Below are 20,338 nucleotides of genomic sequence, written 5' to 3' on the forward strand. Positions count from 1 at the left end.
ATATGTCAGATGATTTTAAAGGCAGAGGCGGAAGCCCTTGGGGATCTCCCCCAGGTGGAGGAGGAAATGGTTCGGGTAAAGGACCAACACCACCAGATATAGATGCAATCATTAGAGATATTCAAAATAAAATTAATAAATTTTTACCTGGTGGAAGTAAATCGGGTGGAAAGCCAATTGGTTTAATCTTAATTATTTTACTTTTTGTCTGGCTTGCAAGTGGACTTTATAGAGTGCTACCTGATGAACAGGGTGTTGTTTTAAGATTTGGTAAATTCGTAAAAACAACTCAACCTGGTCTTAACTATCACATACCTTTTCCAGTAGAGTCAGTAGAAACTCCTAAAGTTACTAAAGTAAATAGAATGGATATCGGTTTTAGATCTGAGAGAGATAGTGGTTTTTCTTCGGGAGGTGGAGTAGCAGATGTTCCTCAAGAAAGTTTAATGTTAACAGGAGATGAAAATATTGTGAACATTGACTTTTCAGTATTCTGGGTAATTAAAGATGCTGGTAAATTTTTATTCGAAATTCAAGACCCTCAAGGAACTGTAAAAGCAGCAGCAGAAACGGCTATGAGAGAAGTAATTGCCAAAAGCGATATTCAGCCGATTTTAACTGAGGGAAGAGCAAAAATTGAGATAGAAACTCAAGAAATTATTCAATCAATTTTAGATGAATACAATAGTGGAATTCAAATTACACAAGTGCAAACCCAAAAAGCGGATCCACCGGATCAAGTAATTGATGCGTTTAGAGATGTTCAAGCTGCTAGAGCAGACATGGAAAGATCTAAAAATGAGGCAGAAGCCTATGCTAACGATGTGATTCCAAGAGCAAGAGGGGAAGCTGCAAAAATTTTACAAGCAGCAGAAGCTTACAAGCAAAAAGTTGTAGCATCAGCCGAAGGTGAAGCTAGTAGATTTGTTTCAATTTATGATGAGTATGCAAAGGCTAAAGAAGTTACTCAAGAAAGAATGTATTTAGAGACTATGGAAAAAGTTTTAGCAGATATTGAAAAAGTTATTATTGAAAAAAATGCAGGATCAGGAGTAGTTCCTTATCTTCCATTACCTGAATTAGGTAAATCGAAAGTGAGCAATTAAATGAAAGCACAAAAAATATTACTACCAATAGCTGCGATATTAGGTGCTTTAGTTTTCTTTTCAGTATTTATAGTAAAAGAAGTTAATCAAGCAATTGTTCTACAATTTGGTGACCCTAAGAAAATTATTGTTGAACCAGGTATAAACTTTAAACTACCTTTTATTCAAAACGTTGTTTTTTTAGACAGCAGGATTTTAAATTTAGATACACCACCAGCAGAGGTTATAGCATCAGACCAAAAAAGATTAATTGTTGATGCATTCGCAAGATTTCAAATTACAGACCCTTTAAAATTTTATATTTCAGTTGGGAATGAAAGAGTTGCAAGATCAAGATTGGCAACAATCATAAACTCAAGAATTAGAAATGTTTTAGGACAGCAAGAATTACAAACCTTACTTTCTAAAGACAGATCTAAACAAATGTCTTTAATTCAAGAAGGTGTAAATACAGAAGCCAAAAAATTTGGTATCAAAATTGTTGATGTGAGAATTAAAAGAGCAGACCTTCCTCAAGCAAACAGTGATGCAATTTATAGAAGAATGCAGACTGAAAGAGAGAGAGAAGCTAAGGAATTTAGAGCAAGAGGTGCTGAGATGGCGGTTACTATTACCTCAACTGCAGATAAAAAAGTTTCAGTAATTCTAGCAAATGCTAATAAAGACTCTGAGATTATGAAAGGGGAAGGTGATGGGGAAAGAAATAGGATCTTTGCTGAAGCCTTTGGAAGAGATCCAGAATTTTTTGCATTTTACAGAGCGATGCAAGCATATGAAACAGCTCTAATTGGTGGAGATACATCATTAATATTATCTCCTGATAGTGAATTTTTTAAGTTTTTTGGAAATATAAAACCTAAATCAGAATAACCTATCTAATATGAAAGAATTGATCATAGCATTTGGTCTTTTTCTTTTTATTGAAGGAATTTTGTATGCCATATTTCCATCAAAAATGAAAAGTATGTTGAGAAAATTAGAATTTGTAAAAGATAGTCAGTTGAGATCAGGTGGGCTAATTTTTGCAGTTTTAGGATTTGTAATTATTTATTATATTAAAGGTTAGTATGAAAAAAATTAAATTAATATTTTTAACGCTTATTTTTACACTTAGTTATTCAATACAATCTAATTCAAAATCAGTGCCAGCATCTTTTGCAGATCTTGCAGAAAGATTGATGCCATCAGTAGTTAATATTTCAACTACTCAAACTGTAACCACAACAACAAATCCATTTCCATTTCAATTTCCCCCGGGTTCACCATTTGAAGATATGTTTAAAGAATTTGGTACACCACAAGAAAGAAAATCATCTGCCTTAGGATCTGGATTTATAATTGATGAAAAAGGAATTGTGGTTACGAATAATCACGTTATTCAAGATGCAGAAGATATTATAGTTAGAGTTAATGGCAATGAGGAATATAAGGCAAAAGTAATTGGTGCTGATCCTTTATCCGATATAGCAGTACTTCAGCTAGAAACTGGTGACAAATTTACTCCAGTTGCTTTTGGAGACTCAGATAAAGCAAGAATTGGTGATTGGGTGATTGCTATTGGAAATCCATTTGGTTTAGGTGGAACAGTAACATCGGGAATTATTTCTGCAAGAAATCGATCGATTGGATTATCTAGATACGAAGATTACATACAAACAGATGCATCAATTAATTCAGGAAACTCAGGAGGCCCATTGTTTGATATGGATGGGAATGTAATTGGAATTAATACGGCAATTCTTGGAAGAAATGGATCAATTGGAATAGGTTTTTCAATTCCGTCAAACAGCGCAAAGATTGTGATCGATCAACTGATAGAGTTTGGTGAGACTAAAAGAGGTTGGTTAGGTGTAAGAATTCAAGATGTAACACAAGAAATTGCTGATGTTGAAAAACTAGATGAGCCCAGAGGAGCATTAGTTGCAAGTGTTGCAGAAAACAGCCCATCAGACAAAGGTGGAATTAAAGCTGGAGATATTATTTTAGAGTTTAATGGAGTTAAAATAAACCAAATGAAAGAATTACCAGCAATTGTTGCAAAAACAAAAGTTGGAACAAACGTTAAAGTTAAAGTTTGGAGAAATAAAAAAGAGTTAATTAAGAATATTCTTTTAGGAAGATTGGAGACATCAGATGATTTTAAAGTAAGTGAAAAAAAATCTGAACCACCCAAAGATATAATAATAGAAGACTTAAAAATTACTGTCAGAAAGTTGACTAAAGAAGACATCAAAACTAGAAAACTTCCTAATCAAACTTCAGGATTAGTTGTTACCAAAATAGGAAACACTAGCCCATTACTTAAATCAATCGAGGCCAATAGTATTATAGTTGAAGCACAAAAAATAAAAGTAAAGAATGCAAAAGACTTAGAAAAAATTGTTAAAGATGTATTAAATTCTAATCAAAAGACAATTTTACTAGCGATATACAATAATCAAAATCAAAGAAGATACATTGGTGTTAAACTAGATTAATCATGGATTTTAAATCCAAGATTATTTTAATTTCTGGACCAACTGCTTCTGGAAAATCTACTTTTTCAGTTAAACTTGCTAAAAAAATTAATGGTGAAATCATTAATGCGGATAGTATGCAGGTTTACAAGGAATTAAAAATTTTATCTGCCAGACCTAATCCCAAAGATTATCAAAAAATAAAACACCATCTGTATGGTTTTCATAGTGTTAAAAAAAACTTTTCAACAGGAGATTGGCTTAAAATTTCAATTAAAAAAATTAATGAAATAAAAAAAAGAAAAAGAACACCAATTTTTGTTGGAGGAACAGGATTATATTTTAAAGCTTTAACAGATGGATTAGTAAATATTCCAAATATTCCAATAAGATTTAGAAACAAAGTAAGAGCTTTACATAAAGATTTAGGTCAAAAAAAATTTTATCAAAAACTTATTAAGTTTGATCCAAATTCAAAAGAAAAAATTAATCCAACTGATGCTCAAAGATCAATCAGAGCTTATGAGGTGAAGCAATTTACCAAAAAATCTCTTCATGATTGGTTTCAAAATACAAAATCATATTTTGATAAAGATGATTTTTTAAAAATCTATATTAATTATCCACGCGAAGAACTTGTTCTAAGAATTGGCAAAAGAGTAGAAAAAATGATTAAGGTTGGTGCTGTTCAAGAAGTTAAAAAATTTGTTAAACTGAAAGTTAGAAAAGATAAGAGCGTCAATAAAGCCATCGGCATCAATGAGATCAAAGAATATCTGGAGGAAAGAAAAAATATGACTGATGTTATTGAAAAAATATCAATAAAGACCAGACAATACGCTAAAAGACAAAGCACTTGGGCGCGAGGTAACATGATGAGTTGGCTAAAATTGCACCCTCAGGACTTAAATAAATTTTTAAAAAAAATTAAATAATTCATTCTATAACTTGACCAATCAGTACAACTTCAGCTAGATTGCGAAATGCCAAAATTATATAGTGGAGCAGAAATTGTATTTAAGTGCCTTGAAGAACAAAAGGTAAGTCATATTTTTGGTTACCCTGGTGGAGCAGTTCTTCCAATTTATGACGAACTTAAAAATCATTCTTCAGTAAAACATATTTTAGTAAGACATGAACAAGGAGCTGGTCATGCAGCAGAGGGTTATGCAAGATCTTCGGGTAAGCCTGGAGTTGTTTTGGTTACCTCTGGACCAGGTGCAACAAATGTTGTTACTGCATTAACAGATGCATACATGGACTCTGTACCATTAGTTTGCATCTCTGGACAAGTACCTACTCATTTAATAGGAACTGATGCATTTCAAGAGTGCGATACAACTGGAATTACAAGACCATGTACAAAACATAATTGGTTAGTAAAAAATATTAATGATCTTCAAAGAGTAATGCACGAGGCATTTGAAGTTGCAACGACTGGAAGACCTGGACCTGTACTAGTAGACATTCCAAAAGATATTCAGTTTGCAAAAACTAAATATGTTTCATTAAAAAAAGAAAAAAAAATAGAAATTAAAAATAACAATAGATTTAAGCAAAAAGACATTGATCAATTAATTGAGTTAATGAACAAAGCTTCAAAACCAATTTTTTACACAGGCGGTGGAGTTGTTAACTCTGGACCGAAAGCAAGCGAACTTTTAAGAGAGCTAGTTGCATTAACTGGTTTTCCAATTACTACAACATTACAAGGATTGGGTTCTTATCCAGGGGATGATAATCAATTTTTAGGAATGCTTGGGATGCATGGAACTTATGAGGCTAATAATGCTATGCATGATTGTGATTTATTAATTAATATTGGTGCTAGATTTGATGATCGTATCACTGGTAAAATTGATGAGTTTTCACCTAAATCAAAAAAAGTACACATTGATATTGATCCTTCATCAATAAATAAGATTATAAAAGTAGACTTAGCAATTGTTGGTGATGTTAAAGATGTTATTAGATCAACAACCAAAACTCTAAAAAAGAAAAATTTAAATTTAGAAAAATCAAATAAACAAAAAATTTCAAAATGGTGGCAGCAAATTCAAAAATGGAGAACGAAGCAATCTCTAAACTTTATTAATAGTGACAAAATAATTAAGCCTCAACATGCTGTTCAAAGACTTTATGAATTAACTAAAAATCAAGATACATTTATCACAACAGAGGTTGGTCAACATCAAATGTGGGCTGCACAACACTATAAATTCAATAAACCTAATAGATGGATGACTTCTGGAGGTTTGGGTACTATGGGTTATGGTTTACCTGCTGCAATAGGTGTTCAAGTTGCAAATCCTAAGAAATTAGTAGTTGATATTGCTGGCGAAGCTTCAATTTTAATGACCATGCAAGAGATATCGACTGCAATACAGTATAATTTACCAATAAAAATATTTATTTTAAATAATCAATATATGGGAATGGTAAGACAGTGGCAGGAATTACTTCATGAAAAAAATTATTCCGAAAGTTATTCTGAGGCATTGCCAGATTTTGTAAAATTAGCTGAAGCTTATGGATGTGTTGGTATAAGAGCTGAACATCCAGATGAATTAGATGAAAAAATTGAGGAAATGATCAATGTTAATAAGCCAGTTATCTTTGACTGCCATGTTGACCAAGCTGAGAATTGTTTTCCAATGATTCCTTCAGGAAAACCACACAATCAAATGTTATTAGGTCCAAAAGACCAAGAAGAAAATAAAATTACAGGTAAAGGAAAAGCGTTAGTTTAAATGGTAAAATCAAAATCAGCATATAGCTCACCAAGCAAACTTAGTAAATTAGAAACCCATATAATTGTAGTTTGGGTAGATAATGAAGCAAGTGTCTTATCTAGAGTGGTTGGTCTTTTTTCTGGAAGAGGATACAACATCGAGTCACTAGCAGTAGCTGAGGTTGACCAAAAAAATAATCTTTCAAGAATTACAATTGTAACAACAGGAACACCAGAAGTAATTGAGCAAATTGTTCTACAATTAAAAAAATTAGTTCCAGTTCACAAAGTAGGTAATTTCAAAAGAGAAGATAAAAATGTAATTTTTAAAGAAATGGCGTTATTTAAAGTAATTGGAAATTCAACTAAGATTAAAAAGGCTTTAAATGCTTGTAAAAAATTTAATCCAGTTATATTAGATCAGACAAATAAGTCTGCAGTAATTCAAATAACTGCGTTGAGAAGAGAAATAGATAAAATGACAAAGAATTTAAAATCGCACGGTCTTATAAGTGTCTCAAGAACTGGAGCGGTTGCAATGACTAGAGGCGCTGAAATATTTAACTAATTAATTAAGGAGAAAAAAAATGAAAATGTTTTATGAAAAAGATGCAGATGTTGATCTAATTAAAGGTAAAAAAATTGCAATTTTTGGCTATGGAAGTCAAGGACACGCTCATGCCTTAAACTTAAAAGATAGTGGTGTTAAAGAAATAGTTGTAGCACTTAGAGAAGGATCTTCAAGTGTAGCAAAAGCTGAGTCTAAAGGTTTAAAAGTTATGAATTTATCTGATGCAGCTGCTTGGGCGGATGTAGTGATGATTTTAACACCTGATGAATTACAAGCTGAGATTTACAAAAACCACATTGAACAAAGAGTTAAAGAAGGAACAAGTATTGCATTTGCTCATGGATTAAATGTTCACTATGATTTAATCAAAGCGAGAAAAGATTTAGATGTATTTATGGTTGCTCCAAAAGGTCCTGGTCATTTAGTTAGAAGCGAATATGAAAAAGGTGGCGGAGTACCATGCTTGTTTGCTGTTCATCAAGATGGCTCAGGCAAAGCTAGAGATCTAGCGTTATCATACGCGTCTGCAGTTGGTGGTGGAAGATCTGGAATTATTGAAACTACATTTAAGGACGAAGTTGAAACAGATTTATTTGGAGAGCAAACAGTTCTATGTGGTGGCTTAGTTGAGTTGATTAAAAATGGTTATGAAACTCTAACAGAAGCAGGTTATGAGCCTGAGATGGCTTACTTTGAAACTGTTCATGAAGTAAAATTAATTGTTGATTTAATTTATGAAGGTGGAATTGCAAACATGAACTATTCTATTTCTAATACAGCTGAGTATGGTGAATATGTTTCGGGTCCTAGAATAGTTAATAAAGAAGAAACCAAAAAAAGAATGAAAGAAGTTTTGACTGATATCCAATCAGGAAAATTCACAAAAGAATGGATGGATGAATGTAAAAATGGTCAAAAGAACTTCCTTGCAACTAGAGCAAAATTAGCTGAGCACTCGGTAGAAAAAGTTGGTGCAGAACTAAGAGCTATGATGCCTTGGATTGGTAAAAAGAAATTGGTTGATAGCGATAAAAGTTAATTATTATCTAAAATTTTATCTGTAATAATTTAGTTATTTCACTTATACTTTTCTTAAATAAATTTAAGGAAAAGAGGGAAATAATGAAAATAAAAAATTTTATTAGAGTTTTACTATCTGTAGTTCTAGTATTTGGATTTTCTTCAGCATGGGCTAAAACTATCAAATGGTCAATGCAAGGAGATAGTTTAACACTAGATCCACACGCACAAAACGAAGGTCCAACCACTCAAGTTTCAAGACAGGTTTATGAAGCGCTTGTTCAAAGAGGTTTGGATATGAAAATTGGTCCTGCGTTAGCAAAAAGTTGGAAAGCAACTGATCCCAACACATGGATATTTACATTAAGAGAAGATGTAAAATTTTCAGATGGCTCTGCAATGACATCTAGTGATGTTGTATTTAGTGTCTTAAGAGCTAAACAAAGAACATCTGATTTTAAAGAATATATCAGTACTATCTCAGGAGTTGAAGCTATCGGTGATTACTCAGTTAAAATTACAACAAGTAAGCCTAACCCAATTCTTTTGAATCAATTATCAAATATTTTCATAATGTCTAAAGCATGGTCTGAAAAGAATTTTGCAATGTCTCCTCAAAACTGGGATGCTGGTCAAGAAACCTTTTCCGCAACTAATGCATTAGGAACAGGTCCTTTTAAAATCACTTTAAGAGAGCCTAACACTAAAACTGTGTTTAAAAGAAATAAACACTGGTGGGGTGAGATGACTGATAAAAAAGTAACTCAAATTGAATTACTTCCAATTAAAAATGCAGCAACAAGAGTTGCAGCATTATTATCTGGAGAAATTGATGTAGTTACTGATGCACCAGTTCAAGATTTAGCACGAATTGGATCTTCATCTGCACACAAAGTTGAAAGTACTGCACAAATGCGTACAATTTTCTTAGGTATGGATCAAGCTGCTGATCAGTTAAGAACTGGTAATACAGGTGATAACCCATTTAAGAAAAAAGAGGTAAGACAAGCTCTTTACCAAGCAATTGATATCGAAGCGATCAAGAAAAAAGTTATGAGAGGTTTAAGTGAACCAGCAGGAATAATAACTTTTCCAGGTGTAAATGGTTACACTGCAGATCTTGATAAAAGATTACCTTACGATGTTGATGCTGCAAAAAAACTATTAGCAGATGCAGGTTATCCAAATGGTTTTGATGTTGAATTAAGATGTCCAAATGACAGATATGTAAATGATGAAGCAATTTGTACTGCTGTCGTTGGTATGTTTGGTAAAATTGGTGTTAATGTGAATTTATTTGCACAAACTAAAAGTAAACACTTTAAAGAGCTAAAAGATAATCAAGGTGATTTCTATATGCTTGGTTGGGGTGTTCCTACTCTAGATAGCCACTATGTATTTCATTATTTATATGAGTCTGGTGCTAGCTGGAACAAAGTTAACTTTAGTAACTCTGAAGTAGATGCTGCGATAAGAGTTATGGAAGGTGAAGTTGATTTAGATAAAAGGAATGCTGCAATAGCTAATGCTTGGAAAATTGTGAAAGATGATATTTCTTATCTTCCTCTTCACCACCAAGTAATTTCTTGGGCATCTAAAAGTGGAGTTAATGTACCTATCAGACCGAATAACGAACCGTTATTCAGAACTGCTAGCTTTAACTAAAAAAATTATTACAAGTCCTCTATATTTGCATAGAGGGCTTGTAACTTAAAGATCTTCTCAAATTGATAAAATATTTTTTTAAACGGTTGTTTCAATCAGCTTTGGTTATGCTAGTTGTTGCCCTTGTATCGTTCTCTTTATTTAATTTTGTTGGTGACCCAATAAACAATATGGTTGGTGAAGAAACCTCAGATGAAGAGAGAGCTGAATTAAGAGAAACACTAGGTTTAATGGACCCAATTCCTGTTCAATTTTCAAGATTTGTTGTAAACGCATCTAAAGGAGAATTTGGAATTTCTTATCAATTAAGAAGACCAGTATCTGAGTTAATTGTTGAAAGGTTACCTGCAACAATTGAGCTGGTAGTAATTTCAGCTTTAATTGCTCTAATAACTGGAACATTATTAGGAGTTTATACAGGTATCAATAGAGAGGGTTTTTTAAGTGACACTATTCTAGCAGTCTCTTTGCTTGGAGTTTCACTTCCCACATTTGTAATTGGAATATTATTTATATATTTATTTGCAGTAATTTTAGGAATTTTACCATCCTTTGGTCGAGGTGAGGTAGTAGACCTTGGATTTTGGAGTACAGGATTTTTAACATTCTCAGGATTAAAGGCAATTATACTCCCGTCAGTTACACTAAGTTTATTTCAAATGACTTATATAATCAGACTAGTAAGAGCTGAGATGATGGAAATTTTACAAACAGATTACATTAAGTTCGCGCGCGCGCGTGGGATTAGTGAAAATAGTATAAAATATAAACACGCATTAAAAAATGGATTGATCCCAGTAATTACTATTGCTGGAATTAATATTGGAACACTAATTGCATTTTCTATTATTACTGAAACAGTTTTTCAATGGCCAGGGATGGGATTTTTATTTATTCAAGCAGTTCAATTTGTTGATATTCCAATTATGTCTGCCTATTTAGTATTTATTGCTTTTGTTTTTGTAATGATAAATTTTATTGTAGATATTCTATACTATTTTATAGATCCAAGAATTAGAGTTAAAGGAGATGTTTCAAGTGGATAAGACTATAAGTACTTGGGAAAGAATTAAAGATAGTGATATTTATCATAGTTTTATAAAGTCTCCCACTGCAATTATATCATCAGTAATTTTGTTTATAATTTTCTTTTGTTCTTTTTTTGTAGAATTTATTACCCCTTATAATCCATTTGATCCTTCATCTCTATCACTGATGGAAGCTTTTACTCCACCATCTTGGACTGAGGATGGTCTTGCGAAATTTATTTTAGGAACTGACGGCCAGGGTAGAGATATGTTATCAACAATTCTTTATGGATCTAGAATTTCTTTAATTGTTGGTTTTTCAGCAATCATATTTAGTTTGATACTTGGTGTTGGGCTAGGATTAACAGCAGGATATTTTGGCGGCAAATATGAAATGGTAGTAATGAGATTAACGGATGTTCAACTTACGGTGCCAAGTATTTTAATGGCACTTTTAGTTGATGGAATTGCAAGGGGATTAATTACAAGAGAGATGCATGATGAGATGGCAATTTATGTTTTAATCTTTGCAATTGGAATTTCAGAATGGCCTCAGTTTGCAAGAGTTTCAAGAGCAGCAACTTTGGTAGAAAAAAACAAAGATTATGTTTCAGCTTCAACTATAATTGGAGTTTCAAATTTAATTATTATGTTTAAACATATTTTACCAAATATTTTAAGACCAGTATTAGTTATAGGAACTATTGGTCTTGCACTTGCAATCATAGCTGAGTCAACTTTAAGTTTTTTAGGTGTGGGCGTTCCTCCAACAACTCCATCTTTAGGAACACTAATAAGATTAGGAAATGATTTTTTATTTTCTGGTGAATGGTGGATTACTTTTTTTCCAGCAATATTTTTAGTAATTTTAGCTTTCTCAATTAATCTTTTAGGTGATTGGATGAGAGACACTTTAAACCCAAGGTTAAAAAAATGAGTTTCTTAAAGATAAAGAATTTGAGCGTAGATTATCCAATGAGAAAGGAAACGGTTTATGCCGCCAAAGATGTAAATATTGAGGTTAATAAAGGAGAAATACTTGGATTAGTCGGAGAGTCTGGATCAGGCAAAAGTACTGTCGGAAATGCAATTATTAATTTGATTGATGCACCTGGCAAAGTGTCAAGCGGGTCAGTAATGTTAGGTGATTTAAATATTCATGAAGATCCAAAAAATATTGTAAAATATAGAGGTAAAAAAATTGGACTTATATTTCAAGATCCTCAAACCTCTTTAAATCCAATATTAACAATTGGTGAACAATTAATAGAAACGATCCAAACACATCTTGATTTAACAAAAGAAGAAGCAAAAATTAAATCAATCAATTTATTGAAAGAAGTTGGAATTAAGGATGCGGATACAAGATTTAATAATTATCCCCATCAGTTTTCAGGAGGAATGAGACAAAGAGTAGTTATTTCACTTGCATTATGTTGTGAGCCAGAACTTTTAATTGCAGATGAACCCACTACAGCTTTAGATGTTTCAATTCAATCCCAAATTCTTGATTTAATTAAAAGATTAACAAAAGAAAGAAATCTTGCAGTAATTTTAATTACACACGACATGGGTGTAATTGCTGAGACAGTAGATAGGGTAGCTGTGATGAAAAATGGGAATTTAGTCGAAATTGGTGAAACAAAAGAAATTTTAACAAAACCAAAAGAAACATATACAAAAAGTTTAATTAGTTCAGTACCCCCAACCAATAAAAAAATTTCAAGATTTGTTATAATTGAAAAAGAAAACAAAAGTAACCAATATAGCAATATTAAAATTTTAAACAGATGGAATAAAAAAGAAATTATAGAACAAGATTTAGTTAAAATTAAGAATCTTAGTAAAAGTTTTGATGATAACTTTTTTACAGAAAGTTCTAAAAATTCAGTAATGGCTGTAGATAATGTTTCATTTGAAATTAAAGAAGGCGAGTCCTTTGGTTTAGTTGGTGAAAGTGGAAGTGGAAAATCTACAATTGCTAAAATGATTGTAAATTTATTTAAACCATCTGCTGGAGATATTTTTTTTGATAATGTTTGTATTACAAAAATTAAGACTAGATCAGAAATGATGAAATTTAGAAAACAAATTCAAATGATTTTTCAAGATCCATATTCTTCTTTAAATGGAAGGTTGAAGGTTAAGGATATAATCTCAGAACCAATTAAACTTCACAATCCCTTGATATCAAGTACTGATTTAAATAATTATATTTATGATTTATTAGAGTCTGTAGAGCTTTCGCAGAAATCTGCAGATCGTTATCCACATGAATTTTCTGGAGGTCAAAGACAAAGAATTTCTATTGCAAGAGCATTAGCCACCCAACCGAGACTCCTTGTGTGTGATGAGCCAACCTCTGCTTTAGATGTTAGTATTCAAGCACAAATTTTAAACTTATTAAAAGATCTTCAAGAACAATTAAATTTAACCATTTTATTTATTAGCCATGATTTACCAGTGGTTAGACAAATGTGTGATAGAATTGGAGTATTAAAAGACGGTAAATTGTGTGAGGTAGCTAAAACAGAGGAACTTTTTTTGAAGCCCAAACACGATTACACAAAAAAACTTTTACACTTAATGCCTAAAATTGAGTCTATTTATAATTAGTTTTAGGTGGCCTAAAATGAGCTAATATTAAGAGTAATTTAAGTTATTATTTTGCATTCTCTCTTATAGATTGTATTATACATTTTCAAAAATAATTTTGTTATGAGCGACAAAGATAAAGTATTTATATTTGATACTACTATGCGTGATGGTGAACAATCACCAGGTGCGTCTATGAGTTTAGAGGAGAAAATTCAAATTTCTAGAATTTTTGATGAGCTTGGCATTGATATTATTGAAGCTGGCTTTCCAATAGCATCGCCAGGTGATTTTGAAGCTGTAAAAGCAATAAGTAAAATTGTAAAAAATTCAATTCCTTGTGGATTATCAAGAGCTAGTAAAAAAGATATTGATGCGTGCCATGAAGCGTTAAAAGCAGCTCCAAGATTCAGAATTCATACTTTTATTTCAACAAGTCCATTACATATGAAACATAAGTTGAATAAAACTCCAGAACAAGTTTTGGAAGCCATTAAAGAAAGTGTGACCTATGCAAGAAATTTAACTGATGATGTTGAATGGTCATGTGAAGATGGCACAAGAACTGATATGGATTTTATGTGTAAAATAGTTGAGCTTGCAATAAGCAGTGGTGCTAAAACAATTAATATTCCAGATACAGTTGGTTATACAATTCCATCAGAGTTTACAAAAATTATTTCAACATTAAAAAATAAAGTTCCAAATATTGATAAAGCAATTCTATCTGTTCATTGTCACAATGATCTAGGATTAGCAGTAGCAAATTCTTTGGCTGGTGTTGAGGCAGGGGCTAGACAAGTAGAATGTACAATAAATGGAATCGGTGAGAGAGCGGGCAATGCAGCTCTTGAAGAAATAGTTATGGCCATTAGAACAAGAAATGATCTGATGCCATACTCAACTGGAATTAAAACTGAATTATTAAGCAAAGCTTCAAAAATAGTTTCGAATGCAACCTTCCCAGTTCAATTTAACAAAGCGATTGTTGGAAAAAATGCATTTGCTCATGAGGCGGGTATTCACCAAGATGGAATGCTAAAGAATAGAGAAACTTATGAAATTATGACACCAGAAAGTGTAGGTGTTAAAAAAACATCTTTAGTGATGGGCAAGCATTCTGGAAGACATGCTTTTAAAGAAAAACTTAATGATCTTGGTTATGCTGATGTAACTGATGATGTGATTCAAACTGCTTTTGGAAAATTCAAAGTTTTAGCAGATAAAAAGAAACATGTTTATGACGATGATATAATGGCATTGGTCGATGATAGTCTTATTACTGATAACCAGATAAATGCAATTAATTTAAAATCTTTGAAAGTTTTTGCAGGAACAGGTGAACCTCAAAGAGCTGAAATGACTTTGGATGTTTATGGTGAAGTTAAAAAAACCTCGGAAACGGGTGATGGTCCAGTTGATGCAATATTTAAATGTATAAAAGTTTTGTACCCTCATGATGTAAAATTACAATTGTATCAAGTTCATGCAGTAACAGAGGGAACGGATGCTCAAGCAACAGTAAGTGTTAGAATTGAAGAAAAAGGAAAAACAACAGTTGGGCAAGCAGCAGATACAGACACATTAGTTGCATCTGCCAACGCATATTTAAGCGCATTAAATAAAATGATTATTAAACGAAATAAAACAGCTCCAATGGAGCAAGAAAATGAAAAAGTGAGAGGTATATAAAATGGGACTATTCGATAGAGTTAAAAAAATTTGGAGTCAAGATATGGCAATTGATCTTGGAACTGCTAACACATTAGTTGTTTTAAAAGGTCAAGGGGTAGTTTTAAATGAACCCTCTGTTGTTGCGATAGTCGATCAAAATGGAAAAAAAAATGTATTGGCAGTTGGTGATGAAGCAAAAACAATGCTTGGAAGAACACCTGGAAATATAAGTGCAATCAGACCTTTAAGAGACGGTGTAATTGCTGATTTTATCGTTACTGAAGAAATGATAAAACATTTTATTAAAAAAGTTCATAAGGGAAGTACATTTGCAAATCCAAGAATTTTAATTTGTGTTCCAACAGGCTCAACACCGGTTGAAAGAAAAGCAATTCAAGATAGTGCACTTGCTGCAGGTGCCAGAAGAGTTCAATTAATTGAAGAACCTATCGCTGCTGCTATTGGTGCTGGACTTCCAATTTCTGAGGCAACAGGTTCTATGGTTGTAGATATAGGTGGTGGAACAAGTGAGATAGCTGTTATGTCTTTAGGTGGGTTGGTTTACTCTAAATCTTTAAGAGTCGCTGGTGACGCTATGGATACTGCAATTGTTAATTACATGCGAAAAGAATACAATCTTTTAATTGGAGATGGCACCGCTGAAAAAATTAAAAAAGAAATGGGTACCGCATTAGCATCAGGTAAAAATACATACCCAGTTAAAGGTAGAGATCTTAGATCTGGTACACCAAAAGAAGTAAATATTACAGAAGAAGATACTGCAGAAGCATTAAATGACATAATGAAAGAAATGATTAATGCCATTAAACAAGCCTTGGAAAATACACCTCCAGAATTATCTGCTGACTTAGTTGATATGGGATTAACATTAACAGGTGGTGGAGCATTATTGAAAAATATTGATAAAAGGTTTGCAAAAGAAACAGGTTTACCAGTCCATGTTGCGGACGATCCATTATCTTGTGTTGCAGTTGGTACTGGAAAAGCGTTAGATCAAGAAGAAACATTTTCCACTATGTTATCTGAATATTAAGATCTATGGCTTCAAGCAGAGATGATTTTGTAATTGCAATTAGATCTGCTTTTTTAAAAAAAAGTTATCAGCAAAAATTTTCATTACTAACTTATATATTTTTATCCTTTGTTATAATAATATTAGGAAGTTTAAATTTTAAAGCTATTCAATATATAAAAATAGGTATTAATGAAGTTGTTTATCGCTCATCTTTTATTGCCTCTTCTCCAGAAAATTATTTTAAAGATGTTAGAATTAAAATAGAGGAACATTTTAATTTTTATAATCAGTATAAAAAAAATGAAATTGAATTAAAAAAATTAAAGGAAAAAAAACTATCTAACGATTTTTTAGTTTTAGAAAATAATAAATTAAGAGAACTAATTAATGAAACAGTACAGTCAGAAGATGTGTACGCGAAGGTTTTAGTCGACAAAGACAGTCCTTATTTAAAATCAATTATTTTAAACAAAGGTTCAAAAGATAATGTCAAAATTGGTATGGCAATTGTAGATGGTATCTATTTAGTGGGTAAAATAATTGAAGTAAATTACACCAATTCTAGAGCGTTACTCTTATCTGATTTAAATAGTAAAATTCCAGTTTTATTAGAACCAATAGATATTCATGCTGTGGTCTCTGGAACAGGAAAAAATCATGGTGTCATTGAATACACTAAAGATGAATATAATCAGAAAATAGATGGCAAAGAAATGATTGTTTATACTTCTGGATATGGTGGTTTATTTAAATCAGGCTTGCCAGTAGGCAAAATATTCACTGATAATATAAATAAAGAAAATAAGGTAAATTTTTTTTCTGATTTTAGACAATTAGATTATGTAAAAATCGTTTCTTATGACATCGGGAGCGGTAATTAATGTCGTCACTTAATAAATATAATCTCACAAAATCATTATTATTTTATCTTCCTGTATTTTTTTTATTTTTATCTGTATTAAATGAAATTGATTTTAATTACTTAGAAGTAAAATATTTTTCATTAAACATAGCTCATATTTTAATATTTTATTGGACATTGAAAAATCCAAGATATTTAAATTATGGGTCAATATTCCTAGCAGGTTTAGTTAATGATGTAGTAGTTGGTTTACCTGTAGGTATTAGCAGTTTTTGTTATCTGTTAATCTGTGCGGTAACAGCATATTTGAGAAATATTACTATTACACCAAAATTTATAAATGATTGGATATCATTGTTATTTACCATTTCATTAGTTAACTCTATCCAAATTATAACTTTAGATTTTATATTCTCAATTGAAGTTAACTATTTAAGGTATATGATAAATTCAGGTTTCACTTTTATTTTTTATCCAATCTTTTTATTTTTATTTAATATTTTAGAAAAAAAAATCACAATTCAGAAAAATGATTAAAAGAAATTTTGGTATAAGAAAATCAGATATTATAAATCGACGAATGTTTATAATTGGTACAGCTAAGTTGATTATTTTTAGCGGATTAATTGCTCGTTTATTTTCATTGCAAATTAATGATAACAAAAAGTATTTAACACTATCTGACAAAAATAGAATTAGAGAGTGGAAACTGCCTCCTACACGAGGAAATATAATTGATTATTTTGGAAATATAATTGCTGGAAATTTAAAAGTATATCAATTGCACATTATTCCTGAACAGGTTGAAAATTTTAATTATCTTCTTTCAAGATTAAAAGTAATTTTAAATTTAAGTTCAAAAAAAATTGAAAAAATAAAAAAAAAAGAAAACAATTGAAGCCATGGGAAAGTTTAATTATTTCAGAAAATTTAAGTTGGGACGAATTTTCAAAAATTAACAATTACCTGTATGAATTGGTAGGGGTAAAACCTGTCATGACTATTTCAAGAGATTATCCGTTTGACGATATTTATACCCATGTATTGGGTTATGTAAGTCAACCTGATGAAGATGATATTTTAGCAAATAAAGTGATTCAAGAAAAATTTGTTCCAGGAATAAAGATTGGAAAATTAGGATTAGAAAAAACTTTAGAAAATGATTTGATTGGTGTGAATGGTATACAAAGATATGAAGTTAACGCTTATGGTAAAAGAATAAATCATCTTGAGCATCAAAAAGGCAAACCAGGCTCAAAAATAAGAATTACAATCGATACAGAAGTGCAAAAATTATCTGCTAAATTATTAGCTGGTAAAGCTGGCTCAATAAGTGTGATGGATATTTATACAGGTGAAGTAATTGCGATGTATTCATCTCCCTCATACAACCCAAATTCTTTTTTATTTGGCATAAGTCAAGATGAGTGGCAATTGATTAGAAACAACCCATTAAAGCCATTAACTAACAAAACTATTTCAGGACTTTATTCACCAGGCTCAACTATCAAACCAATTGTTGCTTTATCAGCTTTAGAAAATGGAATAATCGACACTAAATTTAAGGTTAACTGTAAAGGTAAAATGGAATTACACGGCCAAACTTTTCACTGTTGGAAAGAAAGAGGGCATGGTTATGTTTCCTTAAAAAATGCTATGAAACAATCATGTGATACCTATTTTTATGAAGTAGCAAGAAAACTTGGTGTAGATAGATTAAAAATTACTGCTGATAAATTTGGTTTAGGAAAAAAAGTTCTAGGAGAATATTTTGAAAATGAAAAAACAGGTCAGTTCCCTGATACAAAATGGAAAATAAATAACCTTGGTAAAGGTTGGGTATTAGGTGAAACTTTAATCACTGGTATTGGTCAAGGATATACTCAAACAACTCCTATTCAACTTTGCTTAATGACAGCTCAAATTGCCAATGGTGGTTATAAAATTAAGCCTAAAATTTTAACTGACGATAATCAACTAACATCTGAACAAGTTAAAAAGGCTATGCAGGATAGTAAACTGAATAACTCTTATGATCCATTATATGATGATCAAAAAAATATTAAGATTATTCAAGAGGCAATGTTTAGTTCAACCAATGAATTAAGAGGAACTTCATACAAGTCGCGAATAGAGGATCCAAAATATCAATTTGCAGGTAAAACTGGAACTGCTCAGGTTAAGTCAATAAGTAAAAGAGAGCGAGAGCTTGATCTTAAAACTTTTCAAATACCATATGAAGAGAGAGATCACGCTTTATATGTTGCTTTTGGTCCATATAAAAATCCAAGATATGCAGTTAGTATTATTGTAGAGCATGGTGGCTCAGGTAGTTCAGCTGCAGCACCAATAGCAAAAGAATTATTTAAATTAATAGTTGATCGTCACGAATTTAGAAAAAAACTACCAGACTATAAAGAGTTTAATATTTAAATGTACCAGTATAAACGATTAAATTCAGATCAAAATTTTTTTCAAAAAATTAAAAATTTAGATTTTATTTTATTGTTTTGTATAATTATCTTATCAGCATTAAGTGTTTTTATAATGTATTCTACTGATGGGGGTGAATTTCTTTACCATACAAAAAGTCATTTAATAAAATTAATAGTTTTTTTTATTTTGATGTTAGTGATTTCTTTTTTTAATATTAAGTTTTGGCATCTATGTTCTTATTTTTTATATGGAGCAATCATTTTATTACTTATTTGGGTTTCTCTATATGGAGTAAAAGTATCAGGATCACAAAGATGGATTAATTTATATTTTTTAGTTTTACAACCATCAGAATTAATGAAAATAGGTATTATTTTATGCCTTGCAAAATATTATCATCGTGTGAGCATTGAAAAAGTAAATTCATTCACTAGTATCTCTGTTTCACTGGCTATAATTGTAATACCAATAATGTTTGTGTTATCTCAGCCTGATTTAGGAACATCTATATTAATAGTAACTAGTGGGCTAATCGTAATATGGTTGGGTGGTGTAAAAATAAAGTACTTTGTTGTGTCATTTGTAGCTTTTTTAATTTCATTACCATTCATAATTACTTATTTAGAGCCTTATCAAAAACTAAGAATTTTAACTTTTCTAGATCCTGATCGAGATCCATTGGGAGCTGGTTATCAAATTATCCAATCTAAAATTGCGATAGGTTCTGGGGGATTTTCAGGAAAAGGTTTTCTGCAAGGGACTCAAAGTTATTTAGAATTTCTTCCAGAAAAACACACAGACTTTATTTTTACTTTATTTTCAGAGGAGTTTGGTTTCATAGGTTCATTAGGACTTTTATTGCTATACACAATTATTATTCTGAGAATAATCCAAATAGGTTCCATCTCAAAAAATAGTTTTGCAAGACTTTTTTGTTTTGGTTTTGCATTTGCTATTTTTATTTATATTACTGTCAATTTATCAATGGTGCTAGGGCTGCTGCCTATAGTTGGCTCACCACTACCAATAATGTCATATGGAGGATCTTCAATGCTTGCAACAATGATTGGTTTTGGCATCGTAATGAGTGCTAAAGTTCATAGCCAACAAACTATAGCTTAAAAAATTCCAATATAAATAAAGTATAATTTGTCACTA

17 protein-coding genes and 1 pseudogene are annotated in these 20,338 nt (G+C 31.4%); all 18 read left to right on the forward strand.

The window, feature by feature from the left end; translation table 11 throughout:
• The first annotated feature begins 2 nt into the window (after window positions 1-2).
• Window positions 3-1,106, forward strand: a complete 1,104-nt coding sequence (gene hflK / locus ACIJYG_RS01185) for an FtsH protease activity modulator HflK (RefSeq protein WP_435097554.1) — start codon at window positions 3-5, stop codon at window positions 1,104-1,106.
• Window positions 1,107-1,976: a protease modulator HflC gene (gene hflC, locus ACIJYG_RS01190; RefSeq protein ID WP_435097557.1), complete on the forward strand. Its 870-nt coding sequence runs from the start codon at window positions 1,107-1,109 to the stop codon at window positions 1,974-1,976.
• A 10-nt stretch (window positions 1,977-1,986) separates the two neighbouring features.
• Window positions 1,987-2,172: a DUF2065 domain-containing protein gene (locus ACIJYG_RS01195; RefSeq protein WP_435086416.1), complete on the forward strand. Its 186-nt coding sequence runs from the start codon at window positions 1,987-1,989 to the stop codon at window positions 2,170-2,172.
• Window position 2,173: 1 nt separating this feature from the next.
• Window positions 2,174-3,583, forward strand: coding sequence for a Do family serine endopeptidase (locus ACIJYG_RS01200; RefSeq protein ID WP_435097560.1), 1,410 nt, complete (start codon window positions 2,174-2,176; stop codon window positions 3,581-3,583).
• Between the two features lie 2 nt (window positions 3,584-3,585).
• On the forward strand, window positions 3,586-4,497 hold the full coding sequence (miaA, locus tag ACIJYG_RS01205; protein WP_435097563.1) for a tRNA (adenosine(37)-N6)-dimethylallyltransferase MiaA: 912 nt from the start codon (window positions 3,586-3,588) through the stop codon (window positions 4,495-4,497).
• A gap of 48 nt (window positions 4,498-4,545) precedes the next feature.
• Window positions 4,546-6,312 (forward strand): acetolactate synthase 3 large subunit, encoded by a 1,767-nt coding sequence (locus tag ACIJYG_RS01210; RefSeq protein WP_435097566.1) that lies wholly within the window; start codon window positions 4,546-4,548, stop codon window positions 6,310-6,312.
• Window positions 6,313-6,861 carry an acetolactate synthase small subunit gene (gene ilvN / locus ACIJYG_RS01215; protein ID WP_435097569.1) on the forward strand — a complete coding sequence of 183 codons (549 nt, stop codon included), beginning with the start codon at window positions 6,313-6,315 and terminating at the stop codon, window positions 6,859-6,861. It begins immediately after the preceding gene.
• 19 nt (window positions 6,862-6,880) lie between these two features.
• The gene (ilvC, locus tag ACIJYG_RS01220; protein ID WP_435097572.1) at window positions 6,881-7,903 is read left to right on the forward strand and encodes a ketol-acid reductoisomerase; all 1,023 of its coding nucleotides are present in this window, start codon (window positions 6,881-6,883) and stop codon (window positions 7,901-7,903) included.
• Window positions 7,904-7,986: 83 nt separating this feature from the next.
• On the forward strand, window positions 7,987-9,549 hold the full coding sequence (locus ACIJYG_RS01225; protein WP_435097575.1) for an ABC transporter substrate-binding protein: 1,563 nt from the start codon (window positions 7,987-7,989) through the stop codon (window positions 9,547-9,549).
• 62 nt (window positions 9,550-9,611) lie between these two features.
• Complete coding sequence (locus tag ACIJYG_RS01230) at window positions 9,612-10,595, forward strand: ABC transporter permease (protein WP_435097578.1); 984 nt, start codon at window positions 9,612-9,614, stop codon at window positions 10,593-10,595.
• Entirely contained in the window at window positions 10,579-11,514 is a 936-nt protein-coding gene (locus ACIJYG_RS01235) for an ABC transporter permease (protein ID WP_435088651.1), read from the forward strand. Before ACIJYG_RS01230 ends, ACIJYG_RS01235 begins: the two co-directional genes overlap by 17 nt.
• On the forward strand, window positions 11,511-13,193 hold the full coding sequence (locus tag ACIJYG_RS01240) for a dipeptide ABC transporter ATP-binding protein (RefSeq protein ID WP_435097581.1): 1,683 nt from the start codon (window positions 11,511-11,513) through the stop codon (window positions 13,191-13,193). Before ACIJYG_RS01235 ends, ACIJYG_RS01240 begins: the two co-directional genes overlap by 4 nt.
• A 102-nt stretch (window positions 13,194-13,295) precedes the next feature.
• On the forward strand, window positions 13,296-14,864 hold the full coding sequence (locus ACIJYG_RS01245) for a 2-isopropylmalate synthase (RefSeq protein WP_435097586.1): 1,569 nt from the start codon (window positions 13,296-13,298) through the stop codon (window positions 14,862-14,864).
• A 1-nt stretch (window position 14,865) separates the two neighbouring features.
• Complete coding sequence (locus tag ACIJYG_RS01250) at window positions 14,866-15,900, forward strand: rod shape-determining protein (protein ID WP_435097589.1); 1,035 nt, start codon at window positions 14,866-14,868, stop codon at window positions 15,898-15,900.
• Window positions 15,901-15,905: 5 nt separating this feature from the next.
• The gene (gene mreC / locus ACIJYG_RS01255) at window positions 15,906-16,763 is read left to right on the forward strand and encodes a rod shape-determining protein MreC (RefSeq protein WP_435097592.1); all 858 of its coding nucleotides are present in this window, start codon (window positions 15,906-15,908) and stop codon (window positions 16,761-16,763) included.
• On the forward strand, window positions 16,763-17,281 hold the full coding sequence (locus ACIJYG_RS01260) for a rod shape-determining protein MreD (protein WP_435097595.1): 519 nt from the start codon (window positions 16,763-16,765) through the stop codon (window positions 17,279-17,281). Before mreC ends, ACIJYG_RS01260 begins: the two co-directional genes overlap by 1 nt.
• Before the next feature lie 43 nt (window positions 17,282-17,324).
• Window positions 17,325-19,177: pseudogene (gene mrdA / locus ACIJYG_RS01265) on the forward strand (penicillin-binding protein 2).
• Window positions 19,178-20,302: a rod shape-determining protein RodA gene (gene rodA / locus ACIJYG_RS01270; RefSeq protein WP_435097598.1), complete on the forward strand. Its 1,125-nt coding sequence runs from the start codon at window positions 19,178-19,180 to the stop codon at window positions 20,300-20,302.
• Window positions 20,303-20,338 lie beyond the last annotated feature (36 nt).

The organism is Candidatus Pelagibacter bacterium nBUS_27 (assembly GCF_051200985.1).
GTDB lineage: Bacteria > Pseudomonadota > Alphaproteobacteria > Pelagibacterales > Pelagibacteraceae > Pelagibacter.

Excerpts from the sequence above, each read along its gene's own strand:
- mreC (WP_435097592.1), top strand. The coding sequence starts at position 15,906 with ATGGCTTCAAGCAGAGATGATTTTGTAATTGCAATTAGATCTGCTTTT.
- ACIJYG_RS01235 (WP_435088651.1), top strand. The coding sequence starts at position 10,579 with ATGTTTCAAGTGGATAAGACTATAAGTACTTGGGAAAGAATTAAAGAT.
- ACIJYG_RS01210 (WP_435097566.1), top strand. The coding sequence starts at position 4,546 with ATGCCAAAATTATATAGTGGAGCAGAAATTGTATTTAAGTGCCTTGAA.
- miaA (WP_435097563.1), top strand. The coding sequence starts at position 3,586 with ATGGATTTTAAATCCAAGATTATTTTAATTTCTGGACCAACTGCTTCT.
- ACIJYG_RS01225 (WP_435097575.1), top strand. The coding sequence starts at position 7,987 with ATGAAAATAAAAAATTTTATTAGAGTTTTACTATCTGTAGTTCTAGTA.
- ACIJYG_RS01200 (WP_435097560.1), top strand. The coding sequence starts at position 2,174 with ATGAAAAAAATTAAATTAATATTTTTAACGCTTATTTTTACACTTAGT.
- ACIJYG_RS01240 (WP_435097581.1), top strand. The coding sequence starts at position 11,511 with ATGAGTTTCTTAAAGATAAAGAATTTGAGCGTAGATTATCCAATGAGA.
- ilvC (WP_435097572.1), top strand. The coding sequence starts at position 6,881 with ATGAAAATGTTTTATGAAAAAGATGCAGATGTTGATCTAATTAAAGGT.
- ACIJYG_RS01260 (WP_435097595.1), top strand. The coding sequence starts at position 16,763 with ATGTCGTCACTTAATAAATATAATCTCACAAAATCATTATTATTTTAT.
- ACIJYG_RS01250 (WP_435097589.1), top strand. The coding sequence starts at position 14,866 with ATGGGACTATTCGATAGAGTTAAAAAAATTTGGAGTCAAGATATGGCA.
- ACIJYG_RS01195 (WP_435086416.1), top strand. The coding sequence starts at position 1,987 with ATGAAAGAATTGATCATAGCATTTGGTCTTTTTCTTTTTATTGAAGGA.
- hflK (WP_435097554.1), top strand. The coding sequence starts at position 3 with ATGTCAGATGATTTTAAAGGCAGAGGCGGAAGCCCTTGGGGATCTCCC.
- rodA (WP_435097598.1), top strand. The coding sequence starts at position 19,178 with ATGTACCAGTATAAACGATTAAATTCAGATCAAAATTTTTTTCAAAAA.
- ACIJYG_RS01245 (WP_435097586.1), top strand. The coding sequence starts at position 13,296 with ATGAGCGACAAAGATAAAGTATTTATATTTGATACTACTATGCGTGAT.
- ilvN (WP_435097569.1), top strand. The coding sequence starts at position 6,313 with ATGGTAAAATCAAAATCAGCATATAGCTCACCAAGCAAACTTAGTAAA.
- hflC (WP_435097557.1), top strand. The coding sequence starts at position 1,107 with ATGAAAGCACAAAAAATATTACTACCAATAGCTGCGATATTAGGTGCT.